Here is a 16338-nt window from a genome sequence, read left to right on the forward strand (position 1 = left end):
GGGTTTGATATTGAGCAGAGGAAATCCCTGTAAGCGCTTTACCAGCGGCGTACCGGGCCGGTGTCCACGTGGACGAAATTGCTCTTGGGGTAATAGCCAACGCCACCGACTTTCAAGTCCAGGGCCGCCTGCCGCAGTTTTGACAGGGAAACACCGGGCATACGGATGTCCATAGCCATACCGCGTGTATGGTAGCTGCGCTTGGCGACTCCGCGGCCCGCCGCGCGCAGTTTGGCATTGGTCTTGGCTGAACGGTACCCGGAGATAATCTCAATAGTGCCTTTAAAATTGAATTTTTCCTTCAATTTATACACGATATCCAGCAGTTTCGGGTCCATTCGGGTCACTTCATTGGCCCGGTGGTCACGCAACAGTCGGTTGAACTGCTTGAGACCACTGCTGCTGTAGGCTCCATTGGTCCAGTAGGCGGCCTCCAGTTTCTCCCCGGTATGCAAGTTGCGCATTTTTAGGGTGCGGGAACTGCCGACTTTGGCAAAAGTTGGCCCGGCGCTGACCGCCGCCGCTGTTGCGCAGGTTACAGCCAGAAACCGACGTCTGGATGGATTCTTCATAATTCCGCCTCGTCGCTTGGGGACTTCGGTGCGCCAGGGGGCCAGCGCATCGAAGGTACAGCGGAAAATGTACAAAAAATAACCAAATGTTACAAACCATAGGCTGCTAATTTGAAAATATTCGAAGGTTTTGGCTGGTAAATTATTGCTTGTGAGCTAGGGCCCAGGCACCACCGCTCGAACTATTCCAATGTTGCGGGGCGGCTGGCGGGGACAGCGTTGTCATTTTTGCAAACAGCATAAAAATTCATTTTTTTGTGACTGGCTGGTTCTATTTCTTATGCTTTAGTACCGAAGATGGAAGGGCGCGCTTAGCCTTCGGCCGGGGAGTGGGTTTTCTTGTCGCGGTGGTAAATATCGCGCCGGAACTGCGGGCGTCCGTCACGACCCAGCCAGGCGGTCATATATACGATATAGAGGCGGGGTGCCGGCTTGATGCGCACATTGCGGGTCTGGTCTCCCGAGGCCGCCTGAGCAATCTGGACTCTGTCCCAGCCCTGGGGCGCCAGTAATGCGTAGGCCAGCTCTTCCGGGTGCTGTAGGCGCACACACCCGTGACTGCGCGCGCGCGCCTGTAATGAAAACAGGCTCTTGGCCTGCGTATCGTGCAGAAAGATGGCTCGCTTATTGGGTGTGACAAACTTTAACTTGCCCAGTGTGTTCCCCGGACCACTGATCTGGCGCAGAGTGGCGTGACCGCCTGCGGCACGAGCGATGCCCTCAGTGGTAATGGGGGAGGTGACCCCGCTGTGGTACTGGATAACCCGATACCCGCGTCGGTGCATAGCCGCGGGGTTGTGGCGCGCTTTGGGCAGCAGCTGCGTGACCAGAATACTACGTGGTACAGTCCAGGTGGGGTTGAATACGATGTGGGTGATACGGCTGCGCATATCCGGCGTGCGGGCGCTACTTTTGCCCACTACCGTTTTCATATCGAGCACCACCTGATTGTCCTCCACAAGCAGCAGCCGGTAGTCGGGAATATTGATCAGTACATAGCGACTCTCCGGGGGAAGAGCCAGCCTGTCCCAGCGCTCTGCGTTCAGGGTCATTTGTCCGGCCCGCTCCGTGGGAGAGACAGCCAGCGCAGCGAGGGTTTCCCCTTCCGCAACGCCGCTGGGCGCCAGCCCGTGCCGGCGCTGGAAATTCTCCAGGGCGGTCTGAAGGGCCCTGTCGAAGCGCAGAGGGTCTCCCGCGGGAGCGGAGGTTGGCCCCGGCTGTCCGCGATAATCCCCGTAGAGTTGCAACAGTTTGCGCAGTTGCAGCACCCGCACATTTCTATCGCCGGCCTGTAGCGGCTCGCCCTGGGCAATGGGTTGCCAGTGTTTGGCCAGTTCTCGGTAGCGGTTGGCCGCTTTGCGCAACTGTTCCCCCGACGTTGTCGGGTCGAGTGCCTGCTGGACCCTGGCTGCCAGCAGGGCGCCGCCGCTTGGGGCCGCAGACGCGATCATGCCGAGCAGTGCGGCGAGCCCGAGTTGGCGCAGCAGGTCACAGGCCATAGTGAATGCCCGCAGGGGGGCTTGTGGCTAGCCACGACTTGCCTCTGCTACAGGGCCGTCGCGGCGGTAGATATCCGGGCGGAATTGCAACTGCCCCTTTTCATCTATCCAGGCAGTCCAGTAGGCGACGTAAACGGGTACCGGCTTTTTCAGCGCTACGCCGTGGGTACGGCTGCTCGCCAGGGCGCGGTTGATACGCGCGTTACTCCAGCCGTTTTGCTGTCCCAGCATCATTCGGGCAAACACCATCGGCTTTTCCAGGCGGATACAGCCGTGACTAAAGGCCCGCTGGGACTTTTTGAACAGGTGCTTGCTTTTGGTATCGTGCAAGTAAATGGCATGGCGGTTGGGGATCATAAACTTGACCCGACCCAGGGCGTTTCCCGGCCCACCCCTTTGATGCAGCATGACCTTGCCGCGGCGCACGGCGGCGATATTACCGCGGGTGAAGGGCACGGCTCTGCCGCGGTGGTTGACCAGCCGATATCCTCTGGCGCCCAGCGCAGAGCCGCCTTTCGGCAGCAGCTCTTTCAGGGCGATACTCGGTGGCACACGCCACACTGGATTGAACTCAAGCCGTGTCATGCGCGTGGTCAGTTGCGGGGTTTTGTGTTTTGGCTTGCCCACCACCACCTTCATGCGGAATTGTTCACGATTGTTCTCTATCAGACGCAGGCTGAAATCGGGAATGTTGACAACGATATAGCGCGGACCCAGATCTTTTGGCAGCAGCTCCCAGCGTTTGAGATTGGCTGCGAGGACACGCATCAACTTGGCGGGATTGGTATTGAGGCGGCTGCGGGTGTGCTCGCCAACCAGTGCGTTCGCTTTCAACCCGTGACGCCGCTGGAATCTGCGCACTGCCTGTTGCAGGGATTTATCATACACATCGGCGTGGAGGTTGTCCTTCGATCCTGAAGTATCAAAATCACTGGGGCGGTAATCCCCGTACAGCATCAGCAGGCTGCGCAGTTGCGCGACACGCGGACCGCGACTGCCCGGTGCTATCGGTTGCCCGGCACGAAGCGGTTGCCAATGATCGCTGTCCGCCAGCGCCCGATAGCGCGCCAGTTCCTCACTGAGCAGTGCATATTGTCGCCCCGCTGGTGCAAAGGGGTCGCTGCCGGCAACTGTATTGTTGCCAGCAGACTCTCCGGTCTCGGCAGTGGCCGGGGGCAGCCCGGACCCGAAAGCCAGCAGCAAAGCGAGGGCGCCGGCGTGTCGTAGAGCCCTGTGCAGTGTGCACCTAGAGGGCGGACGCTTGCGAATACCCATAAGTCACCCCTGTCAGCAGTGGAAGGATCAAAGAGACCGAACACTCTGCTCACATTGGTAACTTGTGACTGCGGGACTCCTAATACTATTGAGAAATGCGCTCCCCGGGCTCTGCGAGGCAAAAGGAATATAGAGCAGTTGACCCGGATAGGAGACTCAGGTCCGGGTCAGAAGAATACAGAGGTAGACTTAGAACTGGTTGTCTGTGAGGCCATCTTTGGCATAGATGTCGGGGCGGAAATTCAGATTGCCCTCGCCGTCGACCCAAGCGGTCCAATAGGTAATGTAGATGTTCACCAACTGGGTCAGGTCTATCTCGGTAGTTTTTTCGCCAGTGGTGAGCTGGCCGATGCGCCACTGATCCCAGCGCCCCTGGGGACGCAGCAGGGCCTCCGCCAGGTGGCGCGGCTTTTCCAAGCGGATGCAGCCGTGGCTGTAGCCGCGGTCCGTGCGGGAAAAGAGGGTGCGGGCGCGGGTATCGTGCAGGTAGACATCATGCTTGTTGGGTATCTCGAACTTTATCCGCCCCAGTATATTTTCCTCACCCCCCATTTGGCGCATCAGATAGGTGCCTGCGCTTGCAGCCGAGAGGTTGCCGGAGGTGAGTGGGAGATACTCACCGCTTCCGCCGACCACCCGGTACCCCATGTTTTCCATCCCGGCGGGATTCTTGCGGGCCTTGGGCAGTATTTCATTGACGAGGATGCTGCGCGGTACTGTCCAGGTGGGGTTGAAAATCACCTTGCTGACCCGTGTGGTGATCTCGGGCGTTGCGTGTTTCTTCTTCCCCACAACCACATTCATGGCCAGTTTGACTCGGTCGTTTTCAACATATTGCAGCCGGTAGGCGGGGATATTGACCTGGATAAAACGGTCTCCCAAGCTAGAGGGCAATGCTTCCCGACGATCGATATTCATCTCCACAATCTTCGCCCGCGCAGCGGGAGAGAGGTTGAGGCGCTTTCGGGTGGTGCGCCCCACGATCCCATCTGGTTTGAGACCGTGGCGTTTCTGGAAGCGCATGACGGCCTGGTGCAGGTCCCGGTCGAATCGGTTGTGATCGGCGCCGCGATAGCGGTAGTAAGCCTGGTAGTCGCCGTAGAGAGAGAGCAGATCCCGCAGTCGGCCCACATGGGGGTGGCGGGCCCCCAATGTCATTGCCGGGCCTGGGGGAATCGGGCGCCAGCGTCCACTGGCGGACAGGTCGCGCAATCGCTGCAGCTGGTTTCTCAGCGAATACGCATCGCTGCCATAGGGGGTATCCTCCTCGAAATAGGCCCCCTCGCTATTGACCGGGGATGGGATAGATGTGCTGCCGCGGCCGTGATAATCGCGCCCACGCTGGTTGCGGTTTTGGTTGTAGTAGACCCGGCTGTCGCTGCCACTGGCTCTTGAGCCGCTTGCGCTGCGGTCTGTACGCGTATTGTGGCGTATAGGATCGAGGCTGCGGGTGGAACTGGCGGGGGGCGAGTGGTTGTCTTCATTGCTGTTGTAGTTCTGGGAATAGGGATGGCTGTGCGGACTGCTGCCGATGATACGGGCCCGGTCGTAGCCGCGAAAATACTTGCGTCCACTGGGCTCATTTGAGGCTTGTCGGGGTGTGGTGGTGGGCAAGGCAACCATGCGAAACCCCTGGTCTTCCCGAAATACCGGGGTGATACCGCGGGGTGGACGGCTTTTGGGGGTGAGACGCTCCAACTGGGTATCCTGGGCGTAGGAGACAAACGCATCGGTCAGAAGGACATCCAGCACTGCGGCCATCTGCAGGCGCTGTGGGGTATCGCGCAGGGTGCGGTCGAAATACCCGAGGTGGTAGCGGTAGTCCACCATACTGCTGGGGTTGCCGGAGCTGGCCGCAGTGAGTTGCCTGAGCAGGTCGTTGGCGCTGTCGCTGAGGTTGTAATTATCGAACCAGAGTAGGCGGTAATCGGTGCGCTGGTAAATTTTGCGCACCGCTGCGGGGTTGAAAATGGGGTCCTGGGCGGGCCAGGCATTCGGGTTTTCCTCCAGCCAGTGTATCAGGTGGGGGCGCACGACATTTTCCGGCAGTATCGGTATGGTTTTTTGGTTAGCGGCGAAGGCGTAATAGAGAATAGACACACACAGGCTGCCGAGAATCAGCAGGGGCAGAATGGACTTGCGTTTGCGCTGCTCTGGGTTGAAATACGACATGGTACCTCAGCGATACTGCAGGGGCCCGGTGTTGTCTTGTGGATAATCCCGGGCGCCAGATCGTTGTTACCTTCCCAACCTGTGGCGAGCCCAACCTGATGCTGCTCGGTGTTTGGCGATAGCTCGCACTTGTCATGCGTCCCGCGCGACCTCCTCTTCAGACGCTGACTGGCACCGCACACTTGCGCGTAACTCAACCAATTGCCGTCTGTGAGAGTAAGTATGGCAATAAATGCAGAATTTGCTTGGCGTTTCCTTCTTCTCGTAATGGTCGCCGGGGAGAAGGCGGTTATGAGGCAGGAAACGCCATACGTCCTGTGGCGCGGATGCTGATTTGAAGGAGAGCATTTGATTAGGGAGTAAATGCTTGAGCGATCAGATACGGCCAATTATTCTGCCATGGCTTCCTCGTCTGGCGGGCTTCAGGGGGCAGACTAGGGAATCTCGAAATGACGCAGTGGTCCCTCGGGCTCCCCTTCTGTAAAAGACTGCTCCCACAGCTGACAGCGTCCATTTTTACTGACCGCAATCAGGGTGCTGGCACGTGTGCCGTAGCCGGCTTGATCACTGTCTGGTGCCGCTGCGCCGAGTCGCAGGGCTCTTTGCTGATCAATCTGTACAAATATAGGAGAGAGCGCCCGCTCTCTTACCAGTCCCACACCAGTGTCGGGGAGTGCGGCCTCGGGCGCTGATCGTCGGTTGCGCAGCAGCGCCAGGGCGGGGCGCGCAAAATTGTCCTCGGTGATGGTATCGCCCATGCCCCGCAAGATGCTCCTGAGCCCCCTTTTTCCCTGTATAACCTTCGGCCAGGGGGCGTCTGGTGCGCCGTTGGAAATACCGTGTACACCGATAGGAAAGGGGGAAGGGGCGTGGCGATTACCGGCGCAGATCAGGGGTTTATCGGCCTCCAGATCGAAGAGCAGTGCATTGAAGCCGCGATAGCGCTGCCCCTGGAGCCCCAGGGCAAATTGGCAGGGTGTGCTGTTGCCGGCGAGGAACTTCAGGGGGATTTCGCCGCGGGAGAGCAGGTCTTCGGGCACATCCCGCCCGGGTTCACGGATATTGGTCACTGCGGCGACCCGGCCGCGGGCCATGCCCGCCCAGGTGCCGCCGCCTTGTAGGTCGCGTCCAGCGACCAGGTCGAGTCCTTTCCAGGGCGCTGCGGGTGCGCTGGGTCTGGCATAGAATTCATCGCGATTGGCGAGCAGCAGCAGAGGGTAGTCCCGGTGGCAGCGATACGCGAACAGCAAAAGGCACATAGGGATTTTCCAGGGTGACAGGGCCGGATGCGCCCCTTTCGCTGAGGGGGGCTTTGTGAGCATAATACGCCCTTTGTCGCTGCCAATTCCGATCACCCATGCTGACTTACCCTGAAATTGACCCTGTGGCCTTCGCCGTTGGCCCCTTAAAAGTACACTGGTACGGGCTTATGTACCTGGTCGGCTTTATTGTTGCATGGTGGCTGGCATTGCGGCGAAGTACCAGGCCCTGGTCCCCGGTGATCAAATCCGAAGTGGAGGATTTGATTCTTTACTGTGCCATTGGGGTAGTTGTCGGCGGGCGGCTCGGTTATATGTTCTTCTACAACCTGCCGGAGCTAATTGCAAACCCGCTGTCTGTGCTCAAGGTGTGGGAAGGGGGGATGAGTTTTCACGGCGGCCTGATTGGCGTAATGCTGGCCACAGCCTGGTACGCGCGTAAGATTGGCACTACCTTCCCTGCCTTGATCGATTTTGTTGCTCCCCTGGTACCTATTGGGCTGGGGTTGGGGCGCCTGGGTAATTTTATTGGCCAGGAGTTGTGGGGGCGCCCTACCCAGGGGCCATGGGGGATGGTGTTTCCAAGGGATCCAGAGCTGTTGGCGCGCCATCCTTCGCAACTGTATCAGGCTTTTCTCGAGGGGCTGGTGCTCTTCGCCGTACTTTGGTGGTTTTCCAGCCGACCGCGCCCACGTCTTGCTGTTGGCGGTATGTTTGTACTGCTTTACGGGGTTTTCCGTTTCCTGGTGGAGTTCGTGCGTGAGCCCGATGGCCATATTGGTTTTGATCTGTTTGGCTGGATGACCCGTGGTCAGCTGCTGAGTTTACCGATGATGGTGGCCGGTATTGCCCTTTTGGTGTGGAGCTACCGCACCCAGCCCTCGCCGGAGGAGCGGGACAGAAGTGCTGTCAAACAGGCGTGCACCCATTCGAATGATGGGACGCAACAGTAGATGAAGCAGTATCTGGATCTGATGCGCCATGTGCGTGAGAACGGCGTGGAGAAGGGAGATCGTACGGGCACCGGCACCCTGAGTATTTTTGGCTATCAGATGCGCTTTAACCTGGGCGAGAGTTTCCCGTTAATTACCACGAAAAAATGCCACTTACATTCCATCATCCACGAACTGCTTTGGTTCCTGCGGGGGGAGACCAACATCCGTTATCTGCGCGAAAACGGAGTGCGGATCTGGGATGAGTGGGCCACAGAAACCGGTGATCTGGGGCCGGTATACGGTCGCCAGTGGCGCTGCTGGCCGGCGCCACACGGGCGACATATCGACCAGATGGAGCAGCTGGTGCACCAGCTGAAGACCCGGCCAGACTCCCGCCGCCTCCTGGTCAGTGCCTGGAACCCCGCTGACCTGCCGGATGAGAGCGCCTCCCCTGTGGACAATGTGCGTGCAGGGCGCATGGCCCTTGCCCCCTGTCATGTCCTTTTTCAGTTTTATGTGGCGGACGGCAAGCTGTCCTGCCAGCTGTACCAGCGCAGTGCGGACATCTTCCTCGGAGTGCCTTTCAATATCGCCTCCTACAGCCTGCTTACCCTGATGCTGGCACAGGTGTGCGGGCTGCAGGCCGGTGAGTTTATCCATACCTTCGGCGATGCGCATCTCTACGCCAATCACCTGCTGCAGGCAGAGCTGCAGTTGCAGCGGGAGCCCCTGCCGTCACCGACGATGCACCTGAACCCGGATGTGGGAGACCTGTTCGCCTTCCGCTTTGAGGATTTTGAACTGCGGGATTATCGGGCCCACCCGCATATCCCGGCACCGGTTGCGGTTTAAGAGGGCGTTGTGGACATGGAGATTTCTGTAGCCCTGATTGCTGCAGTGGCGCGCAATGGCGCTATCGGCAAGGACGATGGTTTGCCCTGGCGGCTCTCCGGAGACCTTCAGTTCTTCAAGCGGATCACCATGGGCAAGCCCGTGGTCATGGGGCGCAAGACATTTGAATCCATTGGTCGCCCCCTACCGGGGCGCAACAATATTGTGATCACCCGCAATGCCAGTTGGCAGGCTGGTGGTGTAGAGGTGGTGGCGTCATTGGAGGCGGGGCTCTGCCGGGCCCGCGAGTGGGCCTTGAAGGTCGGTGCAGCGGAGGTGATGGTGATTGGTGGGGCGCAAATTTACCGCCAGGCCTTGCCCCTAGCGTCGCACCTTTATATCACCGAAGTGGACGCTGAGGTGGATGCTGACGCCTTTTTCCCAAAGTTGGATGACTCATGGGTCGAAATTGTAAGAGAGTGTTACCCCGCTTCAGATAGCAATGAGTATAATTACGATTTAGTTCAATACGGCAGATTTAAATAAAAACAATTTGATCAAAAGCTGATCAGCCTGTTAAATTCTCTGATAGCTCGCACAAAGCATGACGCCGCCAATGTGTGAAAGTGACTCGACCGTGTTACCCGGTTGTTACCTTGTTACCCATGCTGGCCGATGCTGACAATCGGCATTTGAATAATCAAATCGGCTGTTTACAATGTGCGGCTCTTAGCTGTCTTCTAACCAATGTTTTTCAAACAAAAGGACACCGCGTTGTGGCAGCTAAATCATCGCGACCATGTTGTGAAATATTGAACCCACTGGGGGGTCTAATGAAAACCAAGCGATTCATGGCTGTGGCGCTGACCACTGCGCTGTCTGCCGGCGCGCTCTATGGCAGCGTAGCCACCGCGGATACTCTCGATAACGTCCTTGCCGTCGGCCAGCAGAAAACCACTGCGGCCCGGGCATCGCAAAAGCGCATCGACAAGATTGCCGAGGAGACCAGCGACCTGCTGCAGGACTTCAAGGTGGTCAACAAGGAAATCGACGGTCTGCGCGTATACAACCGGCAGCTGGAAAAGCAACTGGCCAACCAGCTTGCAGTGATCAACGACCTGGACGAATCCATCGCCAACGTCACTGTCATTGAACGCCAGATCCAGCCACTGATCCTGCGCATGCTGGAGGGCCTGGAGCAGTTCATTGAACTGGACGCGCCCTTCAAACTGGATGAGCGCATGGCCAACCTGGAGCATGTAAAAAATAATATGGACCGTTCCGACATTACGGTTGCGGAGAAATTCCGCGAGGTATTGGAACTGTACAATTACGAAGCGGAGTACGCGCGCAAGATTGACACTTACGGCGACACCCTGAATGTAAACGGCCAGGAGCGCGAAGTGAGCGTGCTGCAGATCGGCCGTATCGCACTGCTCGCCCAGACAACCGATTCCACTATCTCCCTCGCTTACGACAAGGGCCAGCAAGCCTGGGTTGAAATCGATTCTGGCACCTACCGCCGCGCCCTCATGAACGGCTTGAAGATTGCCAGGAAACAGGCCTCCATCGATATCATGACCATGCCGATTCCGGCTCCGGAGGCAGCGCAATGAAAACCTCTATCGCCAAACGCATACTAGTGGCAGCCGCGGCTGGCCTGATCAGCTTCTCTGCAGTTGCGCAGGAAAAAGCCACTTCTCTTGATGACTTGTTGAAGATGGTTCGGCAATCCAAAATTGCGGAATCCCAGGAACACAAGCAGCGCGAAGCTGAATTCCGCCGCCAAAAGGCCAACCAGCAAGCGCTGCTGAACAGGGCCAAAAATATCCGTACCGCTGAGGAAAAACGCTCTGCGGAGCTGGAAAAGCGATATCAGGAGCAGGAAGCCGCCGTTGACCAGAAACGCCAGCAGTTGGATGAACGCCTGGGTTCTCTGAGAGAGCTGTTCGGCCATATGTCCTCTACCGCCGCAGACCTGCGCGCTAGTATCGATTCTTCTCTGGTCTCTGCGCAGTACCCGGGCCGTACAGAATTTATCGACGGCCTGCTTGCCAAAATGAACACGGCCACCAAGCTGCCCACCATTGCAGAAATCGAGCGCCTGTGGTTTGAAATCCAGCGCGAAACGGTTGAATCCGGCAAGGTTGTCAAGTTCAACACCACTGTGATCAAGCCCAATGGCGAACAGACTCAGCAGGAGATTGTTCGTGTAGGTAACTTCAACCTGGTATCCAACGGCAAATACCTGGAGATGAACGACGCCTATAAAGTGGCTGAGCTGATTCGCCAGCCGGACGCCAAATTCCAGAAACTGGCAGAGAATCTGCAGGTTTCCACCGCCGACTTCAGTGCGTTTGGCATTGACCCCACAGGCCCCACCGGCGGTTCCTACCTGAAAGCCATGATCAACAGCCCGGATCTTATCGAACGCTGGCATCAGGGCGGTATTGTCGGCTATATCATCACTGCTGTTGGTGCCTTCGCCATGCTGCTGGCTATCTTGCGCCTGGTCGTGCTGTTCGGTGTCAGTGCCAAGGTGAATGCCCAGCTGCGTTCCGCCACGCCGAATACCAACAACCCGCTGGGCCGCGTACTGGCGGTTGCAGAGGAAAACAAGGGTGTTGACGGTGAAACGCTTGAGCTGAAGATGGAAGAAGCGGTACTGAAGGAGCGCCCGGCGATCGAATCTGGCCTTAATCTGCTGAAAATTATCGCCATGGTGGCGCCGCTGCTGGGCCTTTTGGGTACCGTTACCGGCATGATCATTACCTTCCAGGCGATCACCATCTTCGGTGCCGGTGACCCGAGAGCAATGGCCGGCGGTATCTCCTCTGCGTTGATTACCACGGTCTTGGGTCTGTGTGTCGCTATCCCGACGGTATTGATGCACACTATCGTGAACGGTCGCGCCAAGCGTATCCTGCATATCTTGGAAGAGCAGAGTGCCGGTATCGTGGCGGAAAACGCCGAGCGTAAATAAGAGGAGGCGGCGACATGCACGCACTAATCGACGCGTGGGCCGCTGTCAACGCCTTTATGGCGTCGGGCGGGCCAGTACTGTTCCTGATCGCCGGCCTGACCTTCTTTATGTGGACGCTGATTTTTGAACGGATCTTCTATTTCAACAAGGGCTTGAAAAGTGACGTTCAGGGTGCGGTAGACCTGTGGGAGGGGCGCGGTGAGCGCAATTCCTGGGGTTCCCACCAGATCCGTTATGCGATGATCTCCCGGGTTTCCGAGAGGATTCAGGACAATATGGACATGATTCAGGCCTGTGTGGCCCTGGCGCCTCTATTTGGGCTCCTGGGTACGGTCTGGGGCATGATCAATGTGTTCGATGTTCTCGCGATTACCGGTGGTGGTGACGCCAAGCAGATGGCCAGCGGCGTGTCCATGGCAACTATCCCCACCATGGCGGGTATGGTTGCGGCTCTGTCTGGTGTTTTTGCCAACACCTACCTCACTCGCAAGGCAGAGCGGGAGACCCAGCTGTTGGAAGATCATCTCACCATGGATCACTAGGCACACATCAGCAAATAGGCCAGCTTATTTGCTGTGAAGGTTTAGCCAAGCCAGAGATTCTCGCCACAGGTGCCCCGTGGGCCCCTCGCGGGAAAAGTTCGCTAAGAGAGTTGCTATGAGCAAAAGACAAAATACGGCAGAAGAAGAGGCAGGAGCCATTGACCTCACGCCCATGTTGGACGTGGTGTTTATTATGCTGATCTTCTTTATCGTCACCGCAACTTTTATCAAAGTGCCGGGTGCCGAAGTGGTGAAGCCGGAAGCGACAACCGCTGAACTCAAGGCCGCTTCTATTCTGGTAGCGATCAACGAAAGCAATGAGATCTGGATTGCCAAAGAGAAAGTTGACGAGCGCCAGGTAAGAATCGTCCTGGAGCGTCTCTACTCCGAAAACCCGAAAGGGTGGTTGGTGATTCAGCCCGATAAGGGAGCGAATATTGAGAAAATTGCCCTGATTGCGCAAGCGGCCAGGAAGATCGGTATCGAGAAAGTTTCGGTCGCGACAGAGAAGAGTTAGCTATGAATCCGGTAAGACTCCTTGGGGCCGGTACGTTGGCGGCAGCCACGACATTTGGTCTCATCTTCACCATGCATCAGCTGATTGAGGCAAATATGACTGCTCCGGAGGAAAAGGAGCAGTTCAAAGTTGCCGATGTGGTGATGCCCGAACAAGAACTTGAAACACAATTCAACACCGCCAAACCGGAGAAACCAGAAGATCCGGAAACACCTCCGCCGGAGATGCTTGAGCCGGAATTCGACGACCCAACCATTGACAGCAGCATCAATATCGCAGCCCCCCGCGGCAACGACGGTATCAAGCTGTCCGGGTTCAGCTTTGGCGAGGGCGATTATCTGCCCATTGTGAAAGTACAGGCCCAGTATCCCCGCCGCGCACAACAGCGCGGCATCGAAGGCTATGTTATTGTTATGTATACGGTGACCACCAATGGTTCTGTGCGCGACCCCGTAGTGGTTGAGGCCTTTACTTCGAAGGGTAAGCCAACCACTATTTTCAACCGGAACGCGCTTAAGTCTGCATTGAAGTACAAGTACAAGCCGCGGGTGGTCGATGGCAAGCCGATTGAGGTGCCCAATGTGCGCACCAAGATCAGCTTTACTATGGCCGAGGACTAAAGGGGAAGCACTATGAAGTTGACAACCATGGCTAGAGGTTTGTCCAGGCTCGCTGTGCGCGTGTCGGTAGCCTTTCCCCTGGTCCTGGCACCGGCGGTCAGTGTTACCATACTGGAAGCCGCAGGTGCTTCCGCGCCTTTCGCACAGGCACAGGCACAGGCACAAAAAAAACCCAGCAAGAAGAAAACCCGCAAGGTGCCGGCCATGCGTCAGGCCGCCTACAAAAAGCTGGAAAAAGGCCAGGAAGCTTATGACGCAGAAGACTGGGCGGGCGCACTGGCTGCGCTGAAGGACATGGATGCCAGTAAGAAGCGGTACAATGGCTATGAAATAGCGCAGATGTACAATCTGTTTGGTGTTGTCTATTACAGTATGGAGCGCTACAAGGAGGCGATCCCCTATTTTAAGAAGGTGCTGAACCAGGGTGAGAAAAATCTGCCGGTAGCGCTGGAAGAGGGCACGTTGTTTACATTGGCCCAGTTGTATTTTGTTACTGAGAATTATAAGCAGGCGGTCAACTACCTGAACCAGTGGATGAAGGTTTCAGACCGCGTCACGGCGGATTCTTATGCATTGCGCGCCCAGGCCTATCAGCAGACTGGCGACCAGGGCAAAGCGCTTGCGGATATCAATGTAGCGGTATCCATGTATGAGAAAGAAGGCAAGGTGCCTAAGGAGAACTGGTACGGATTGCAGCAGTACATTTATTTTGAGCGTAATGACTACAAAAGCGTGGCTGCTGTGCTGGAAAAAATGTTGCAGCATTATCCAAAGCCTGTGTACTACGTCACCTTGGCGGCAATGTACGGCGAGCTTAAGCGCGACAGGGACCAGTTGCATATGATGGAGGCGGCATACCTTGCCGGGGCTTTGCAGAAGGAAAAAGACCTGCTGAATATGGGCTATCTCTTTATGGGATATGAGATGCCCTATAAGGGGGCCAAGGTCATTTCCAAAGGGATCAAGGAGAAGAAAATCCCGCGCAATGCCAAGAATCTGGAAACCCTGGCCCAGGCGTACCAGATGGCTCAGGAACTGCAAAAGGCCATTCCGCAATTGGAGGCAGCAGCCAAGCTGTCCGACAAAGGCCAAATCTATTCCCGTCTCGCGAGTATCTATCTGGATCTGGATGAGAATGAGAAAGCCGTTGCGGTGGGCAGGAAGGCCCTGGCCAAAGGCGGGGTTAAGCGCCAGGATCAGTTGTATATTGTAATGGGGATGGCCAATGCCAACCTGAAGCAATATGACGCTGCACTCAGCAGCCTTAAGAAAGCCCTGAAAGACAAGCGCTCTGAGAGAACTGCCAGGCAGTGGATCGCTTTTGTCGAGGGTGAAAAGGCCCGTGAAGAGAAGCTGGCAATTTAGTTGTCTCAGCGTTTGTTTTTAAAAAGGCCGCATAGTTCCATGCGGCCTTTTTTATGTTACAGCAGTAACCTTTTGCTGTGCAGTAGCGGAATTACTCAGCCACCTTGAATAGGATTAGACTGTGCGTTCTCAGTCCATAGAATATCCATAGAATAAAAGGTCTCCAGGGAGGCATGGATTCCCGTGGCCTCCACCTGGGCACGTGTCTGTGCACAATAAAAGACTTCGTCACCAGATTGCCGTCCACATCTTCTTGTGTTCCCTGGTAAGAGGCGATGTTGCACAGCCAACGTCACGGACCACCTTGACTAGCACCGTGTTACTGAAAATGCCCCCCTGGTTGGCATCAACGCCGGTGATGCCCACCGCCACCGCCACCACCTCGCCCAGGCTATCCACCGTGGCAATTGCGGTGTTGTCACTGAACCAGTTCACGCTGGTGGTAATGTCGAGGGTGCTGCCATCGCTGAAATTACCCAGGGCCGTGAGGTGCTGGCTATTACCCTTGGGTAGGCATACCCACTCCGGCCTTACATGGATGCTGGTCAATACCGCGTAGGTCACGGTGACCGGGACCGTATTGCTGACAATGCCGTCCTGGTTGGCGGAGACACTGGTGCTGCCCGCCGCCACCGCCATCAGCTCGCCCAGGCTATCCACGGTGGCAATTGCGGTGTCGTCACTGAACCAGTTCACGCTGGTGGTAATGTCGAGGGTGCTGCCATCGCTGAAATTGCCCAGGGCCGTGAGCTGCTGGCTATAGTCCGCGGGCAGGCTCACCATTGCCGGGGTTACCTGGATACCGGTCAATACCGCGTTGGTTACGGTCACCGAAACCGTATTGCTGATAGTGCCGTCCTGGCTGGCGGAGACACTGGTGCTGCCCACCGCCACCGCCATCAGCTCGCCCAGGCTATCTACCGTGGCAATTGCGGTGTCGTCACTGAACCAGTTCACGCTGGCGGTAATGTCGAGGGTGCTGTCATCGCTGAAAATACCCAGGGCCGCGAGCTGCTGGCTGTAGCCCGCGGGCAGGTTCACCGCCGTCACCGTCACCGTCGGCGTCACCTGGATACTGGTCAATACCGCGCTGGTCACGGTGACCAAGACCCCATTGCTGATAATACCCTCCAGAGTGGCAGCAAGGCTGGTGCTGCCCACCGCCACCGTCACCACCTCGCCCAGGCTATCCACGGTGGCAATTGCGGTGTCGTCACTGAACCAGTTCACGCTGGTGGTAATATCGAGGGTGCTGCTATCGCTGAAAATACCCAGTGCCGTGAGCTGCTGGCTGAAGCCCACGGGCAGGCTCACCACCGTCGGCGTCACCTGGATACTGGTCAATACCGCATTGGTTACGGTGACCAAGACCCCATTGCTGAAAATACCCCCCTGGACGGCAGAAAGGGTGGTGCTGCCCACTGCCACCGTCACCGCCTCGCCCAGGCTATCCACGGTGGCAATTGAGGCGTCGTCACTGAGCCAGGTCACGTTGGTGGTAATGTCGAGGGTGCTGCCATCGCTGAAACCACCCAGTGCCGTGAGCTGCTGGCTGAAGCCCGCGGGCAGGTTCACCACCGCCGGCGTCACCTGGATACTGGTCAATACCGCATTGGTCACGGTGACCGGGACCGTATTGCTGACAATGCCGTCCTGGTTGGCGGAGACACTGGTGCTGCCCACCGCCACCGTCACCACCTCGCCCAGGCTATCCACGGTGGCAATTGCGGTGTTGTCACTGAGCCAGTTCACGCTGGTGGTAATGTCA

15 protein-coding genes are annotated in these 16338 nt (G+C 57.2%); 9 read left to right on the forward strand and 6 right to left on the reverse strand.

The window, feature by feature from the left end:
- Positions 1 to 38: 38 nt before the first annotated feature.
- From Q5Y71_RS11565 to Q5Y71_RS11585, 5 genes are all read right to left on the reverse strand, one after another.
- Entirely contained in the window at positions 39 to 572 is a 534-nt protein-coding gene (locus Q5Y71_RS11565; protein WP_306042303.1) for a DUF882 domain-containing protein, read from the reverse strand.
- Between the two features lie 311 nt (positions 573 to 883).
- On the reverse strand, positions 884 to 2071 hold the full coding sequence (locus tag Q5Y71_RS11570) for a L,D-transpeptidase family protein (protein ID WP_306042304.1): 1188 nt from the start codon (positions 2069 to 2071) through the stop codon (positions 884 to 886).
- 27 nt (positions 2072 to 2098) lie between these two features.
- A complete protein-coding gene (locus tag Q5Y71_RS11575) occupies positions 2099 to 3346 on the reverse strand; it encodes a murein L,D-transpeptidase (protein ID WP_306042305.1) in 1248 nt (415 codons plus the stop codon).
- Positions 3347 to 3535: 189 nt separating this feature from the next.
- On the reverse strand, positions 3536 to 5518 hold the full coding sequence (locus Q5Y71_RS11580; protein WP_306042306.1) for a murein L,D-transpeptidase: 1983 nt from the start codon (positions 5516 to 5518) through the stop codon (positions 3536 to 3538).
- A gap of 434 nt (positions 5519 to 5952) precedes the next feature.
- Positions 5953 to 6840 (reverse strand): NRDE family protein, encoded by an 888-nt coding sequence (locus Q5Y71_RS11585; RefSeq protein ID WP_306042307.1) that lies wholly within the window; start codon positions 6838 to 6840, stop codon positions 5953 to 5955.
- Positions 6841 to 6875: 35 nt separating this feature from the next.
- Here Q5Y71_RS11585 and lgt point away from each other — a divergent pair, with 35 nt between their 5' ends.
- The 9 genes from lgt (at position 6876) to Q5Y71_RS11630 (ending at position 14570) form a co-directional block, all read left to right on the forward strand.
- Positions 6876 to 7730 carry a prolipoprotein diacylglyceryl transferase gene (gene lgt / locus Q5Y71_RS11590; RefSeq protein ID WP_306042308.1) on the forward strand — a complete coding sequence of 285 codons (855 nt, stop codon included), beginning with the start codon at positions 6876 to 6878 and terminating at the stop codon, positions 7728 to 7730.
- On the forward strand, positions 7731 to 8564 hold the full coding sequence (locus Q5Y71_RS11595; protein ID WP_306042309.1) for a thymidylate synthase: 834 nt from the start codon (positions 7731 to 7733) through the stop codon (positions 8562 to 8564).
- A 15-nt stretch (positions 8565 to 8579) separates the two neighbouring features.
- Positions 8580 to 9089, forward strand: a complete 510-nt coding sequence (locus Q5Y71_RS11600; RefSeq protein WP_306042316.1) for a dihydrofolate reductase — start codon at positions 8580 to 8582, stop codon at positions 9087 to 9089.
- A 287-nt stretch (positions 9090 to 9376) separates the two neighbouring features.
- Entirely contained in the window at positions 9377 to 10159 is a 783-nt protein-coding gene (locus tag Q5Y71_RS11605; protein WP_306042310.1) for a DUF3450 domain-containing protein, read from the forward strand.
- On the forward strand, positions 10156 to 11526 hold the full coding sequence (locus Q5Y71_RS11610; RefSeq protein ID WP_306042311.1) for a MotA/TolQ/ExbB proton channel family protein: 1371 nt from the start codon (positions 10156 to 10158) through the stop codon (positions 11524 to 11526). Before Q5Y71_RS11605 ends, Q5Y71_RS11610 begins: the two co-directional genes overlap by 4 nt.
- Positions 11527 to 11540: 14 nt before the next feature.
- Positions 11541 to 12068, forward strand: coding sequence for a MotA/TolQ/ExbB proton channel family protein (locus Q5Y71_RS11615; RefSeq protein ID WP_301416152.1), 528 nt, complete (start codon positions 11541 to 11543; stop codon positions 12066 to 12068).
- 115 nt (positions 12069 to 12183) lie between these two features.
- Entirely contained in the window at positions 12184 to 12585 is a 402-nt protein-coding gene (locus Q5Y71_RS11620) for a biopolymer transporter ExbD (RefSeq protein WP_301416154.1), read from the forward strand.
- 2 nt (positions 12586 to 12587) lie between these two features.
- Positions 12588 to 13205, forward strand: coding sequence for an energy transducer TonB (locus Q5Y71_RS11625; RefSeq protein WP_306042312.1), 618 nt, complete (start codon positions 12588 to 12590; stop codon positions 13203 to 13205).
- Positions 13206 to 13217: 12 nt separating this feature from the next.
- On the forward strand, positions 13218 to 14570 hold the full coding sequence (locus Q5Y71_RS11630) for a lipopolysaccharide assembly protein LapB (RefSeq protein ID WP_306042313.1): 1353 nt from the start codon (positions 13218 to 13220) through the stop codon (positions 14568 to 14570).
- 228 nt (positions 14571 to 14798) lie between these two features.
- On the opposite strand, the gene Q5Y71_RS11635 is transcribed toward Q5Y71_RS11630, so the two are convergent.
- Positions 14799 to 16338 (reverse strand): Ig-like domain-containing protein (locus tag Q5Y71_RS11635; protein WP_306042314.1); only part of this gene is annotated, 1540 nt, incomplete at its 5' end.

This window comes from Microbulbifer sp. 2205BS26-8 (assembly GCF_030731025.1).
Lineage (GTDB): Bacteria > Pseudomonadota > Gammaproteobacteria > Pseudomonadales > Cellvibrionaceae > Microbulbifer > Microbulbifer spongiae.

What these genes read in the sequence shown, in the direction of transcription:
- Q5Y71_RS11565 (WP_306042303.1), bottom strand. Translation starts at nt 572, where the DNA reads ATGAAGAATCCATCCAGACGTCGGTTTCTGGCTGTAACCTGCGCAACA.
- Q5Y71_RS11570 (WP_306042304.1), bottom strand. Translation starts at nt 2,071, where the DNA reads ATGGCCTGTGACCTGCTGCGCCAACTCGGGCTCGCCGCACTGCTCGGC.
- Q5Y71_RS11575 (WP_306042305.1), bottom strand. Translation starts at nt 3,346, where the DNA reads ATGGGTATTCGCAAGCGTCCGCCCTCTAGGTGCACACTGCACAGGGCT.
- Q5Y71_RS11580 (WP_306042306.1), bottom strand. Translation starts at nt 5,518, where the DNA reads ATGTCGTATTTCAACCCAGAGCAGCGCAAACGCAAGTCCATTCTGCCC.
- Q5Y71_RS11585 (WP_306042307.1), bottom strand. Translation starts at nt 6,840, where the DNA reads ATGCTCACAAAGCCCCCCTCAGCGAAAGGGGCGCATCCGGCCCTGTCA.
- lgt (WP_306042308.1), top strand. Translation starts at nt 6,876, where the DNA reads ATGCTGACTTACCCTGAAATTGACCCTGTGGCCTTCGCCGTTGGCCCC.
- Q5Y71_RS11595 (WP_306042309.1), top strand. Translation starts at nt 7,731, where the DNA reads ATGAAGCAGTATCTGGATCTGATGCGCCATGTGCGTGAGAACGGCGTG.
- Q5Y71_RS11600 (WP_306042316.1), top strand. Translation starts at nt 8,580, where the DNA reads ATGGAGATTTCTGTAGCCCTGATTGCTGCAGTGGCGCGCAATGGCGCT.
- Q5Y71_RS11605 (WP_306042310.1), top strand. Translation starts at nt 9,377, where the DNA reads ATGAAAACCAAGCGATTCATGGCTGTGGCGCTGACCACTGCGCTGTCT.
- Q5Y71_RS11610 (WP_306042311.1), top strand. Translation starts at nt 10,156, where the DNA reads ATGAAAACCTCTATCGCCAAACGCATACTAGTGGCAGCCGCGGCTGGC.
- Q5Y71_RS11615 (WP_301416152.1), top strand. Translation starts at nt 11,541, where the DNA reads ATGCACGCACTAATCGACGCGTGGGCCGCTGTCAACGCCTTTATGGCG.
- Q5Y71_RS11620 (WP_301416154.1), top strand. Translation starts at nt 12,184, where the DNA reads ATGAGCAAAAGACAAAATACGGCAGAAGAAGAGGCAGGAGCCATTGAC.
- Q5Y71_RS11625 (WP_306042312.1), top strand. Translation starts at nt 12,588, where the DNA reads ATGAATCCGGTAAGACTCCTTGGGGCCGGTACGTTGGCGGCAGCCACG.
- Q5Y71_RS11630 (WP_306042313.1), top strand. Translation starts at nt 13,218, where the DNA reads ATGAAGTTGACAACCATGGCTAGAGGTTTGTCCAGGCTCGCTGTGCGC.